General features: G+C 64.8%; 11 protein-coding genes. 9 read left to right on the forward strand and 2 right to left on the reverse strand.

Annotated features, from left to right (window positions below; all coding sequences use genetic code 11):
* Positions 1-29 precede the first annotated feature (29 nt).
* Entirely contained in the window at positions 30-542 is a 513-nt protein-coding gene (locus C163_RS04905) for an RNA polymerase sigma factor (RefSeq protein ID WP_025337861.1), read from the reverse strand.
* 245 nt (positions 543-787) lie between these two features.
* Complete coding sequence (gap, locus tag C163_RS04910) at positions 788-1,789, reverse strand: type I glyceraldehyde-3-phosphate dehydrogenase (RefSeq protein WP_003257961.1); 1,002 nt, start codon at positions 1,787-1,789, stop codon at positions 788-790.
* A gap of 265 nt (positions 1,790-2,054) precedes the next feature.
* On the opposite strand from gap, the gene edd reads away from it, so the two are divergent.
* From edd to C163_RS04955, 9 genes are all read left to right on the forward strand, one after another.
* A complete protein-coding gene (gene edd, locus C163_RS04915) occupies positions 2,055-3,881 on the forward strand; it encodes a phosphogluconate dehydratase (protein WP_025337862.1) in 1,827 nt (608 codons plus the stop codon).
* Entirely contained in the window at positions 3,878-4,840 is a 963-nt protein-coding gene (locus C163_RS04920; protein WP_025337863.1) for a glucokinase, read from the forward strand. The genes edd and C163_RS04920 overlap by 4 nt, the downstream gene beginning before the upstream one ends.
* 168 nt (positions 4,841-5,008) lie before the next feature.
* On the forward strand, positions 5,009-5,734 hold the full coding sequence (gene gltR, locus C163_RS04925; protein WP_025337864.1) for a two-component system response regulator GltR: 726 nt from the start codon (positions 5,009-5,011) through the stop codon (positions 5,732-5,734).
* Complete coding sequence (locus C163_RS04930; protein ID WP_025337865.1) at positions 5,715-7,169, forward strand: ATP-binding protein; 1,455 nt, start codon at positions 5,715-5,717, stop codon at positions 7,167-7,169. Before gltR ends, C163_RS04930 begins: the two co-directional genes overlap by 20 nt.
* A gap of 239 nt (positions 7,170-7,408) precedes the next feature.
* Entirely contained in the window at positions 7,409-8,659 is a 1,251-nt protein-coding gene (locus tag C163_RS04935) for an AGE family epimerase/isomerase (RefSeq protein ID WP_025337866.1), read from the forward strand.
* A gap of 104 nt (positions 8,660-8,763) precedes the next feature.
* Complete coding sequence (locus tag C163_RS04940; protein ID WP_025337867.1) at positions 8,764-10,050, forward strand: ABC transporter substrate-binding protein; 1,287 nt, start codon at positions 8,764-8,766, stop codon at positions 10,048-10,050.
* Between the two features lie 181 nt (positions 10,051-10,231).
* Positions 10,232-11,140 carry a carbohydrate ABC transporter permease gene (locus C163_RS04945; protein WP_025337868.1) on the forward strand — a complete coding sequence of 303 codons (909 nt, stop codon included), beginning with the start codon at positions 10,232-10,234 and terminating at the stop codon, positions 11,138-11,140.
* Positions 11,133-11,978 (forward strand): carbohydrate ABC transporter permease, encoded by an 846-nt coding sequence (locus C163_RS04950; RefSeq protein WP_025337869.1) that lies wholly within the window; start codon positions 11,133-11,135, stop codon positions 11,976-11,978. Before C163_RS04945 ends, C163_RS04950 begins: the two co-directional genes overlap by 8 nt.
* 3 nt (positions 11,979-11,981) lie before the next feature.
* A complete protein-coding gene (locus C163_RS04955) occupies positions 11,982-13,136 on the forward strand; it encodes an ABC transporter ATP-binding protein (RefSeq protein ID WP_025337870.1) in 1,155 nt (384 codons plus the stop codon).
* Positions 13,137-13,227: the final 91 nt, after the last annotated feature.

Raw genomic sequence — 13,227 nt, forward strand, 5'->3', positions numbered from 1 at the left:
GCGGGGCGTGGCAAGGGCTTTGCGTGGCCTCACTTGAGACGGTCGGCGACACCCATGCAGATCGCCATGATCAGTTTCAGTTCCTTCTGTACCGTGCTGGGCGAAACATTCAGTTGTTCGGCGATTTCCAGGTAGGTGGCGCCATGCAGGCGGCTGAGGATGAAGATGCGCTGCTGGCGTTCGCTCAATTGGTTGAGGCTGATGCTCAGGTGCTTGAGCAACTGCTCGGCATGGGCCGCATCCTCGCTGCTGGTGGCCGGCGCGGCCACGCTGTGCAGGACCTCGTCGGGCACGTCATCGACCAGCATGCGCGATTGCACCCGGCGCGCGCGCAGGTGGTCGAGGGCCAGGTTGCGCGCGGTCTGGAACACGAACGGTTCGATGTGTTCGATGGGCCGCTCACCGAGGGCGCGGGACACCCGCAGGTAGGTTTCCTGCAACAGGTCCTCGGCCGTGTTGGGGTTGCCCACCATGCGCTGCAAGGTGCGCAGCAGGGTAAGGCGCTGGACGAGGAAGACAGAGTTGAACCGGGACTGACTCACTGGGGGACCTGGCCGACGAAAGGTTAATGATAATGCTTATCATCTATCACGAAGGTCAAGCCTGGAAATGTTAGGAAAAGGTAAAGATTGTGAGTCCCAGCCTTGCGCGGCCCCATGTAGGAGCGGCCTTGTGTCGCGATGGGCTGCGCAGCAGCCCCAGGATTTTTGCCTTGGCACAGATTGCAGGGGGCTGCGGCGCAGCCCATCGCGACACAAGGCCGCTCCTACAGGGAGCGTGCCGAAGCTCAGCCGGCGCGGCACAACGCCAGGCAGTTATCCAGCATGCGGTTGGAGAACCCCCACTCGTTGTCATACCAGGCCAGCACCTTGAGCATGCGCCCGTTGGCCCGAGTATGGTTGGCATCGAAGATCGACGACAGCGGGTTGTGGTTGAAATCGCAGGAAACCAGCGGCAAGGCGTTGTAGCCCAATACCCTGGAATGCTTGCTGGCCTCGAGGAACAGCTGGTTGACCTGCTCGGCCGTGGCCTCGCGCTTGAGGTTGACGGTGAGGTCCACCAGCGACACGTTGATCACCGGCACCCGTACCGCCATGCCGGTAAGCTTGCCGGCCAGCTCCGGCAGCACCAGGCCCACCGCCTCGGCAGCGCCGGTCTTGCTCGGGATCATCGACTGGGTCGCCGAGCGCGCACGGTACGGGTCGCCGTGGTACACATCGGTCAGCACCTGGTCGTTGGTATAGGCATGGATGGTGGTCATCAGGCCCTGTTCGATGCCGAACTCGCGGTGCAGCACCTGGGCAATCGGTGCCAGGCAGTTGGTGGTGCAGGAGGCATTGGAAATGATCTGGTGCGAGGCCCGCAGGATGTCATGGTTGACCCCGTACACCACGGTGGCATCGGCGCCTTTGGCCGGTGCCGAGACAATCACCTTGCCAGCTCCCGCAGCCAGGTGTGCGGCGGCCTTGGCGCGCTCGGTGAACAGCCCGGTGCATTCGAACACCACGTCGATCGCCTCGGCCTTCCAGGGCAGTTCGGCCGGGTTGCGGATGGCGCTGACCGCGATACGGTCACCATTGACCGTGAGGCTTTCGTGGTCGGCCTCGACGCTGGCGTCGAAGGTGCCGTGCACGCTGTCGTACTTGAGCAGGTGGGCATTCATGGCGCTGTCGCCCAAGTCGTTGATGGCGACGACCTGCAGGTCCTGGCGGTAGCCTTGGGTATACAGTGCGCGCAGGACGTTGCGCCCGATGCGGCCGAATCCATTGATGGCGATGCGTAGGGTCATGGCAGTACCTCTGGCAGTCCGAGTGAAACCTGTGGCACAAAGGAGCTTCACTGAAACGGTTTTGTTGTTGGAATTACAAGATTATTCACCTGCCGATAGAAAACAAGCCTTTTTAGTGGCAGTATTTTGTTTAAACATACAACGAGTGGTTGGGCGACGTGCCTCCACCGATGCAGCGGGCTCCTCTACCTTGAGCCTAGGCCGCAATCGTTTGGAGGGGAAATGCCCGGTAAACCGCCCTTACAATTAGCCTGGAGTCCAGTACATGCATCCGCGCATCCTTGAGGTCACCCAGCGGCTGGTCGAACGTAGCCGTGCCACCCGCGAACGCTACCTGCAACTGATTCGCGGCGCGGCCAGTGACGGCCCCATGCGTGCCAGCCTGCAGTGCGCCAACTTCGCCCATGGCGTGGCCGGTTGCGGCAGCGACGACAAGCAGACCCTGCGCCTGATGAACGCGGCCAACGTGGCCATCGTCTCGGCCTACAACGACATGCTTTCGGCGCACCAGCCGTACCAGCACTTCCCCGAGCAGATCAAGCAGGCCCTGCGCGAGGTCGGCTCGGTCGGCCAGTTCGCCGGTGGCGTGCCGGCCATGTGCGATGGCGTGACTCAGGGCGAGCCGGGCATGGAGCTGGCCATCGCCAGCCGCGAAGTGATCGCCATGTCCACCGCCGTGGCCCTGTCGCACAACATGTTCGACGCCGCGCTGATGCTGGGCATCTGCGACAAGATCGTCCCCGGCCTGATGATGGGGGCGCTGCGCTTCGGCCACCTGCCGACCATCTTCGTTCCGGGCGGGCCGATGGTCTCTGGCATTTCCAACAAGCAGAAGGCCGACGTGCGCCAGCGCTATGCCGAAGGCAAGGCCAGCCGCGAAGAGCTGCTGGAGTCGGAGATGAAGTCCTACCACAGCCCTGGCACCTGTACCTTCTACGGCACTGCCAACACCAACCAGCTGGTGATGGAAGTGATGGGCCTGCACCTGCCGGGCGCCTCGTTCGTCAACCCGTACACACCGCTGCGCGACGCGCTCACCGCCGAGGCCGCGCAGCAGGTCACGCGCATGACCAAGGCCAGCGGCAGCTTCATGCCGCTGGGTGAAATCGTCGACGAGAAGGCGCTGGTCAACTCCATCGTCGCCCTGCACGCCACCGGCGGCTCGACCAACCATACCCTGCACATCCCGGCGATTGCCCAGGCCGCGGGTATCCAGCTGACCTGGCAGGACATGGCCGACCTGTCCGAGGTGGTACCGACCCTGTCCCACGTCTACCCCAACGGCAAGGCCGACATCAACCACTTCCAGGCCGCGGGCGGCATGGCCTTCCTGATCCGCGAGCTGCTCGATGCCGGGCTGCTGCACGAAGACGTCAACACCGTGGCCGGCCATGGCCTGCGCCGCTACACCCAGGAGCCGTTCCTCGACAACGGCAAGCTGGTGTGGCGCGAAGGGCCGCAGCACAGCCTGGACGAAAGCATCCTGCGCCCGGTGGTGCGGCCGTTCTCGGCCGAAGGCGGCCTGCGGGTGATGGAGGGCAACCTTGGCCGCGGCGTGATGAAGGTGTCCGCTGTCGCCCCTGAGCACCAGGTGGTCGAGGCTCCGGCACGGGTGTTCCACGACCAGCAGTCGCTGGCCGATGCGTTCAAGGCCGGCGAGCTGGAGCGTGACTTCGTCGCCGTGGTGCGCTTCCAGGGCCCTCGCTGCAACGGCATGCCCGAGCTGCACAAGCTCACACCGTTCCTCGGCGTGCTGCAGGACCGTGGCTTCAAGGTGGCGCTGGTGACCGACGGGCGCATGTCCGGTGCCTCGGGCAAGATCCCGGCGGCCATTCACGTTTGCCCCGAGGCTTATGACGGCGGCCCGCTGGCACGGGTGCGCGATGGTGATATGGTGCGGGTCGATGGTGTCGAAGGCACGCTGCGGGTAATGGTGTCGGCCGAAGAATTGGCCAGCCGCGACCTGCCGCCAGCGCCACAGGGCAACGACCTGGGCTGCGGGCGCGAGCTGTTCGGCTTCATGCGCATGGCGTTCAGCCCGGCAGAGCAGGGCGCCAGTGCGTTCACCTCGGCCCTGGAGAACCTCAAATGAAGGACCTGCTGGTTGGCGACATCGGCGGCACCAATGCCCGTTTTGCGTTGTGGCGTGACAACCAGCTGCACGAAGTGAAGGTCTTCGCCACCGAGGACTACACCAGCCCGGAACAGGCCATCGAGGCTTACCTTGAAGGCTTGGGCATTACCCGCGGCGGCGTGACTGCTGCCTGCCTGGCGGTGGCCGGGCCGGTCGATGGCGATGAGTTCCGCTTCACCAACAACCACTGGCGCCTCAGCCGCGTGGCCTTCTGCCAGACATTGCAGGTCGAGCGGCTGCTGCTGATCAACGATTTTACCGCCATGGCGCTGGGCATGACCCGCCTGCGCCCCGGCGAGTTCCGCGAAGTGTGCCCAGGCCAGGCGGACCTGTCGCGGCCGGCCCTGGTCATCGGCCCGGGTACCGGGCTGGGCGTGGGCGCGCTGTTGCGCCTGGGCGAACAGCACTGGCATGCCCTGCCGGGGGAGGGCGGGCATGTCGACCTGCCGGTGGGCAATGCCCGCGAAGCGGCGATTCACCAACAGATTCACGGGCAGATCGGCCATGTCAGCGCCGAAACCGTGCTCAGTGGCGGTGGCCTGCTGCGCCTGTACCAGGCAATCTGCGCGCTGGACGGCGACACACCCCGACACGAGACCCCGGCACAGATCACCGATGCCGCGCTCGGCGGCGAGCCGCGGGCGCTGGCGGTGATCGAGCAGTTCTGCCGGTTCCTCGGCCGAGTCGCTGGTAACAATGTTCTGACGCTGGGCGCGCGGGGTGGGGTCTATATTGTCGGCGGCGTGATCCCGCGCTTTGCCGAGCTGTTCGTGCGCAGCGGGTTTGCCGCGAGTTTTTCCGACAAGGGCTGCATGAGTGGCTATTTCGCTGGCGTACCGGTTTGGCTGGTGACGGCGGAGTTTTCCGGGTTGCTGGGTGCCGGGGTGGCATTGCAGCAGGCGCTGGATAACCGATAGGTAGCAGGGGGCCGCTGTGCGGCCCATCGCGACACAAGGCCGCTCCTACACGGGGCCGCGCCATTCTGTAGGAGCGGCCTTGTGTCGCGATGGGCTGCAAGGCAGCCCCCGAAGGCAACACCCGACAGCAGGCAAGAAGACCTGCAATCAACAAGAGGACGGACCACCTTGAGCACTGCCGGCAAATCGATCCTGATGGTCGACGACGACCAGGAAATCCGCGAACTGCTGCAAACCTACCTGAGCCGCTCCGGCTTCCAGGTGCATGCCGAGGCCGACGGCAAGGGCTTTCGCCGCGCGCTGGAATCCACCCCCTGCGACCTGGTCATCCTCGATGTCATGCTGCCCGACGAAGACGGCTTCAGCCTGTGCCGCTGGGTACGCCAGCACCCGCGCCAGGCACGGGTACCGATCATCATGCTCACCGCCAGCTCCGACGAAACCGACCGGGTCATCGGCTTGGAGCTGGGTGCCGACGACTACCTGGGCAAGCCGTTCAGCCCCCGCGAACTGCAAGCGCGGATCAAGGCCCTGTTGCGCCGCGCCGAGTTCGGCCAGGCGGCGCCGGGCAGTGCGGTGCTGGCCTTCGACGACTGGCGCCTGGACACGGTCAGCCACCGCCTGTTCCATCGTGACGGTGAGGAGGTGATTCTCTCCGGCGCCGACTTCGCCCTGCTCAAGCTGTTCCTCGACCACCCACAGCAGATCCTCGACCGCGACACCATCGGCAACGCCACCCGTGGCCGCGAGCCGATGCCGCTGGACCGCATCGTCGACATGGCGGTCAGCCGCCTGCGCCAGCGCCTGCGCGATACCGACAAACCACCTCGGCTGATCCGCACCGTACGCGGCAGCGGCTACCTGTTGGCTGCCCATGTCTGCAATGCGCCCTGAACGGCGCTGGCGGCTGCTGCCGCGCTCGCTACTGGGGCGCATGCTGCTGCTGACCCTGCTGGTAGTGCTGCTGGCCCAGGGGTTGTCGAGCATCATCTGGGTTGCCCAATTGCGCGCCAGCCAGTTGCAGGGCCTGCGTGCCAGCGCCAGCAGCCTGGCTCATTCGATGAGTGCCAGTGTCAGCTACTTCCGCTCGTTGCCGGTGGCCTACCGGCCGATGGTCCTGGACCAGCTGCGCAGCATGGGCGGTACGCGCTTTTTCGTGTCGCTCAACGCCAAGCCGCTGGACATGCCGCTACTGCCGGTTACCCCGCGTAAGCAGGCGGTGATCGATGTGTTCCAGCAAGTGCTGCATGAGCGCCTGGGTTCGCAGATGGAAATTTCCGTGGAGTTCGTCGGGCCGGACGACCTGCGTATCTTCAACAGCGGCCTGAAGCTCGACGAACTGCCACGCTCCTGGGCGCATTACTCGCTGACCCTGGAGCCACTCAACCCGCCGGTGCTGGTCACCCAGATCCGCCTGGGCGAGGGTGAGTGGCTGTACATCGCCTCGCTGCTGCCCGAGCCCTACACCAGCCTGGAAGCCGAGCGTCTGCCGCGTCAGCAGATCGGCTTCATCGTGCTGACCACGGCCTTGCTGCTGTTGTTCATCGGCTTGCTGGTGCACTGGCAAAGCTGGCCGCTCAAGCGCCTGGCCCGGGCTGCGCGGGAAATGTCGCTGGGCGCCGATGTGGCGCCGGTGGCCGAAGGTGGCGGCAGCGAGGTGGTCGAGGTAGGGCGTGCGTTCAACAGCATGCGCGAGCGCATCAGCCGCTACCTGACCGAGCGCAGCCAGCTGTTCAGTGCCATTTCCCACGACCTGCGCACGCCGATCACCCGCTTGCGCCTGCGCGTCGAGCTGCTGGAGGACGAGCGCCTGCAGGCCAAGTTCAGCCAGGACCTGGACGAGCTGGAGCTGCTGGTCAAAGGCGCGTTGCAGTGCGTGAAGGACACCGACATCCACGAGAATATCGAGCCGGTCGATCTCAATCAGGTGCTGGAAATCCTGGCCGAGCCTTACCTGGGCGATGGCCGCATCACGCTCGAAGGCCGGGCGCTGGCGCCGTACCCGGGCAAGCCGCTGGCGCTGCGGCGCTGCATCGGCAACCTGATCGACAACGCCATCAAGTACGGCGAACGGGCGCGGCTGCGCATCATCGACAGTGCCGAGGGGTTCGTGCTGCAGGTGGATGACCAGGGGCCGGGGGTGCCGCAGCAGCAGCTGGAGCAAGTGTTCGAGCCGCACTTCCGTCTGGCCGGGCAGCAGCAGGGGTACGGGCTGGGGTTGGGGATTGCCCGCAACATTGCCCATAGCCATGGCGGGGAGGTGAGCTTGCTGAACCTGCGTGAGGGCGGGTTGCGGGTGACCTTGTATCTGCCGCGGGGCATGGACTGAAGGGGTGTGTTGCCTGTACCGGCCCCTTCGCGGGTAAACCCGCTCCCACAGGTTTTTGCATTAGCCTCGGAGTCTGGTGGACCTATGAGGACTTTGTGGGAGCGGGTTTACCCGCGAAGAGGCCGGTACAAGCAACACAAATGTCACTGGCTGGTGACAAATCCACCTTCCTTGGTGACATTCCCTTCCAGGCCAGCTCACTAGAATTCGCAGACGACTGGCAAGGATCAAGCTGGCCCATGAGCACCTCCAACCTGGCTTCCACCCGCTGGCTCGACGCCCCGGCCCACAACGCCTGGCGCATGGCAGAAGGGCAACGCCTGCTGGCCTTCGCCACGGCTTCGAAACTGCCCGATGGCTTCGGCAGCCTCGACGCCGCAGGCCTGCTTGCCCCCGGTGCCCGCGCCGAAACCCTGATCACCGCCCGCATGACCCACTGTTTCGCCCTGGCCCACCTGCAAGGCGTGCCCGGCTACCTGGCCTATGCCGAACACGGTGTGGCCGCCCTGCGTGGCGCGCTGCAGGATGCCACCTACGGCGGCTGGTTCGCCCACCCCGGTGGCCATGACGACAGCGGCAAGGCGGCTTACCTGCATGCCTTTGTCGCCCTGGCCGCCAGCTCGGCGGTGATGGCAGGTGCTGGCGGTGCACCAGCCCTGCTGGCAGACGCGGTTCAGGTGCTCGAAGCGCATTTCTGGAGCGAAGAGGAGGGTGCCCTGCGGGAAGCCTTCTCCCGTGCCTGGCAGTTGCCCGAGCAGTACCGTGGCGCCAACAGCAACATGCATGCGGTCGAGGCCTTCCTGGCCCTGGCAGACGTCACTGGCGACAGCCTGTGGCTGCAACGCGCCTTGCGCATCGCCGAACGCATCATCCATACCCATGCCGCCGCCAACGGCTACCGGGTCATCGAGCATTTCGACGCCCTCTGGCAGCCACTGCCGCACTACAACCAGGCGCACCCGGCCGACCACTTCCGGCCTTATGGTTCCACGCCCGGGCATGCCCTGGAGTGGGCGCGGTTGCTGCTGCATCTGGAAGCCAGCCTGGAACGGGCCCGCCTGCATGCCCCGCAGTGGTTGCCAGACTGTGCCCGCGCGTTGTTCGATACAGCCTGCCAGCAAGCCTGGAACGTCGATGGCGCACCCGGTTTCGTCTACACCCTGGACTGGGACGATCGCCCGGTGGTGCGCGCACGCCTGCACTGGGTGCATGCCGAAGCCTGCGCCGCCGCCGCGGCCCTGTTGCAGCGCACGGGCGAGGCGCACTACGAGCAGTGGTACCGCCGTTGCTGGGACTTCATCGCCAACCATTTCATCGACCACGGCGCTGGCAGCTGGCACCACGAACTCGATGCGCACAACCAGCCGGCCGCGACCATCTGGCCAGGCAAGCCCGACCTCTACCATGCCTACCAGGCGCTGCTGCTGCCAGGCTTGCCACTGGCACCCAGCCTGGCCAGCAGCTTGGCCGGCAATGTAACCAAACGATGACATTCACGCATCGCTTCGTTACCTGGCGAGGCGAGCACGCTGTTTAGACTTCATGCAACGCAAGCGATCGACTTGCACGGCATAACAACAAGAAAGGTGCTTCGATGAATTCCACGCTCCGTCTCGCTGCCGCAATCTCACTGGCCTCCTTGTTCCCGCTGAGTGCCTTGGCTGCCGATGCCAAAGGCAGTGTCGAGGTGGTGCACTGGTGGACCTCCGGTGGTGAAAAAGCGGCGGTCGATGTGCTCAAGGCCCAGGTCGAAAAAGATGGCTTCACCTGGAAGGACGGCGCCGTCGCCGGTGGTGGTGGTGCCACCGCCATGACCGTGCTCAAGAGCCGCGCCGTGGCCGGCAACCCGCCGGGTGTCGCGCAGATCAAGGGCCCGGACATCCAGGACTGGGCAGCCACCGGCCTGCTCGATGCCGATGTGCTCAAGGATGTGGCCAAGGACGAAAAGTGGGACTCCCTGCTCGACAAGAAGGTCGCGGACACCGTGAAGTACGACGGTGACTATGTCGCCGTGCCGGTGAACATCCACCGCATCAACTGGCTGTGGATCAACCCCGACGTCTTCAAGAAGGCTGGCATCGACAAGGCGCCAGCCACCCTCGACGAATTCTACGCCGCCGCCGACAAGCTCAAGGCCGCCGGCTTCATCCCGCTCGCCCATGGCGGCCAGCCGTGGCAGGACAGCACCGTGTTCGAAAGCGTGGTGCTGGCGGTGATGGGGGCCGATGGCTACAAGAAGGCCATGGTCGACCTCGATAGTGCGGCCCTGACCGGCCCGCAGATGGTCAAGGCGCTGACCGAACTGAAGAAGGTCGCCACCTACATGGACCCGGACGGCAAAGGCCAGGACTGGAACCTGGAAGCGGCCAAGGTCATCAACGGCAAGGCCGGCATGCAGATCATGGGCGACTGGGCCAAGAGCGAATGGACCCTGGCGAAGAAAACCGCCGGCAAGGACTACCAGTGCGTGCCATTCCCCGGCACCGACAAGGCGTTCCTGTACAACATCGACTCGCTGGTGGTGTTCAAGCAGAACGACGCCGGTACGTCTGCCGGCCAGCAGGATATTGCCCGCAAGGTGCTGGGTGAGGACTTCCAGAAGGTCTTCAGCAGCAACAAGGGGTCGATTCCGGTGCGCAACGACATGCTGGCCGACATGGGCAAGTATGGCTTCGACGCCTGCGCGCAAACCTCCGCCAAGGACTTCCTGGCCGATGCCAAGAATGGCGGCCTGCAGCCGAGCATGGCGCACAACATGGCCACCACGCTGGCCGTGCAAGGCGCGTTCTTCGATGTGGTGACCAACTACATCAACGACCCCAAGGCCGACCCGGCCGATGCGGCGAAGAAGCTGGCGGCGGCGATCAAGGCTGCCCAGTAAAGCTGACGCGATTCCGTTGTAGGAGCGGCCTTGTGTCGCGATGGGCTGCGCAGCAGCCCCATAACCTGCGCACTCGATCTTTAAGGTAGGTAATCGACCTTGAGTCCTTTGGGGCTGCTGCGCAGCCCATCGCGACACAAGGCCGCTCCTACAGGGGAGTGCGGCGCCTTTGAGGTGAACCATGACCACAGCAACCGCCCAACTGCGGGCCTCACCCCTGGACGCGCTACAGCGCTGGCTGCCCAAGCTGGTGCTGGCGCCGAGCATGTTCATCGTCCTGGTGGGCTTCTACGGCTACATCCTCTGGACCTTCGTCCTGTCCTTCACCACCTCGACCTTCCTGCCGACCTACAAATGGGCCGGCCTGGCGCAGTATGCCCGGCTGTTCGACAACGACCGCTGGTGGGTGGCAAGCAAGAACCTGCTGCTGTTCGGCGGCCTGTTCATCGCCATCAGCCTGGTCATCGGCGTAGTGCTGGCGGTCTTGCTGGACCAGCGCATCCGTCGCGAAGGTTTCATCCGCACTATCTACCTGTACCCCATGGCGCTGTCGATGATCGTCACCGGCACCGCCTGGAAGTGGCTGCTCAACCCCGGCATGGGCCTGGACAAGCTGCTGCGTGACTGGGGCTGGGAGGGCTTTCGCCTGGACTGGCTGATCGATCCCGACCGGGTGGTGTACTGCCTGGTGATCGCCGCCGTGTGGCAGGCCTCGGGCTTCATCATGGCAATGTTCCTCGCCGGCCTGCGTGGCGTCGACCCGTCGATCATCCGTGCCGCGCAGATCGACGGCGCCAGCCTGCCGCGCATCTACTGGCGCGTGGTACTGCCCAGCCTGCGCCCGGTGTTCTTCAGCTCGCTGATGATCCTCGCGCACATTGCCATCAAGAGCTTCGACCTGGTGGCGGCGATGACTGCCGGCGGCCCAGGCTACTCGTCCGACCTGCCGGCGATGTTCATGTACTCGTTCACCTTCAGCCGCGGCCAGATGGGCATGGGCTCGGCCAGCGCCATCCTGATGCTCGGGGCGATCCTGGCGATCCTCGTGCCTTACCTGTACTCGGAGCTGCGGAGCAAACGCCATGCATAGCCCTCTCGACAAAGCGGTGCCGAGCCCGAGCCGCATCGCCATCCACGCGGTGCTGTTGCTGGCGGTGCTGCTGTACCTGGTGCCGCTGGTGGTGATGCTGCTGACCAGCTTCAAGACCCCGGACGACATCAGCACCGGCAACCTGCTGAGCTGGCCGGTGGCAATTACCGGCATCGGCTGGGTCAAGGCCTGGAGCACGGTCAGCGGTTACTTCTGGAACTCGATCATGATCACCGTGCCAGCGGTGCTGATCTCCACCGCCATCGGCGCGCTGAACGGCTATGTGCTGTCGATGTGGCGCTTCCGCGGTTCGCAGCTGTTCTTCGGCCTGCTGCTGTTCGGCTGCTTCCTGCCGTTCCAGACCGTACTGCTGCCGGCCTCGTTCACCCTCGGCAAGCTCGGCCTGGCCAGCACCACCACCGGCCTGGTGCTGGTGCACGTGGTCTACGGCCTGGCCTTCACCACCCTGTTCTTCCGCAACTTCTACGTGAGCATCCCCGATGCGCTGGTCAAGGCCGCGCGCCTGGACGGTGCCGGGTTCTTCACCATCTTCCGCCGCATCATCCTGCCGATGTCCACGCCGATCATCATGGTCTGCCTGATCTGGCAGTTCACCCAGATCTGGAACGACTTCCTGTTCGGCGTGGTGTTCTCCAGCGGCGATTCGCAACCGATTACCGTGGCCCTGAACAACCTGGTCAACACCAGCACCGGGGCCAAGGAATACAACGTCGACATGGCGGCGGCGATGATCGCCGGCCTGCCAACCCTGCTGGTCTACGTGGTGGCAGGCAAATATTTCGTCCGCGGGCTGACTGCTGGCGCGGTAAAGGGGTAAGTCATGGCAACGCTCGAACTTCGCAATGTGAACAAGACCTACGGCAGCGGCTTGCCGGACACCCTCAAGGACATCCAGCTGTCGATCAAGGATGGCGAATTCCTGATCCTGGTCGGCCCGTCGGGTTGTGGCAAGTCGACCTTGATGAACTGTATCGCCGGGCTGGAGCAGATCACCGGCGGCGCGATACTCATCGACCAGCAGGACGTCAGCGGCATGAGCCCCAAGGACCGCGACATCGCCATGGTGTTCCAGTCCTACGCGCTGTACCCGACCATGAGCGTGCGCGAGAACATCGAGTTCGGCCTGAAGATCCGCAAGCTGCCCCAGGCCGCCATCGACGAGGAAGTGGCGCGGGTGGCCAAGCTGTTGCAGATCGAGCACCTGCTGGCGCGCAAGCCGGCGCAGCTGTCCGGTGGCCAGCAGCAGCGCGTGGCCATGGGCCGGGCGCTGGCGCGGCGGCCGAAGATCTACCTGTTCGATGAACCGCTGTCCAACCTCGATGCCAAGCTGCGCGTCGAGATGCGTACCGAAATGAAACTGATGCACCAGCGCCTGAAGACCACCACCGTGTACGTCACCCATGACCAGATCGAGGCCATGACCCTGGGCGACAAGGTGGCGGTGATGAAGGACGGCATCATCCAGCAGTTCGGCACCCCGCAGCAGATCTACAACGATCCGGCCAACCAGTTCGTCGCCAGCTTCATCGGTTCGCCGCCGATGAACTTCATCCCGGTGCGCCTCACGCAACAGGACGGGCGCCTGCTGGCCGTGCTCGACAGCGGCCAGGCGCGTTGCGAACTGCCTCTGGGGGTGGCTGCAGACGAGCTGGAGGGCCGCGAGATCATCCTGGGCATCCGCCCCGAGCAGATAGCCCTGGGTGCAGCCGAGGGCAATGGCCTGCCCGGCATTCGCGCCGAGGTGCAGGTGACCGAGCCCACCGGGCCAGACCTGCTGGTGTTCGTCACCCTCAACCAGACCAAGGTCTGCTGCCGCCTGGCGCCGGATGTGCCGTGCCGGGTCGGCGACAGCCTGAACCTGCAATTCGACCCGGCCCGGGTGCTGCTGTTCGACGCCGCCAGCGGCGAGCGCCTGCACCTGGCCACTACTGCCGCAACCATGAAAGACAATGTGGCGCACTTCAAAGGCCGATAACTCGTCTACACCGTCAATAAGAACAAAGAGGACGCAAAGGGATGGAACAGCGCAAACGCATCAGGACATTAGGTTCGCTCGCCTTGCTCGC

This window comes from Pseudomonas sp. FGI182 (assembly GCF_000511325.1).
Taxonomy (GTDB): Bacteria; Pseudomonadota; Gammaproteobacteria; order Pseudomonadales; family Pseudomonadaceae; genus Aquipseudomonas; species Aquipseudomonas putida_Z.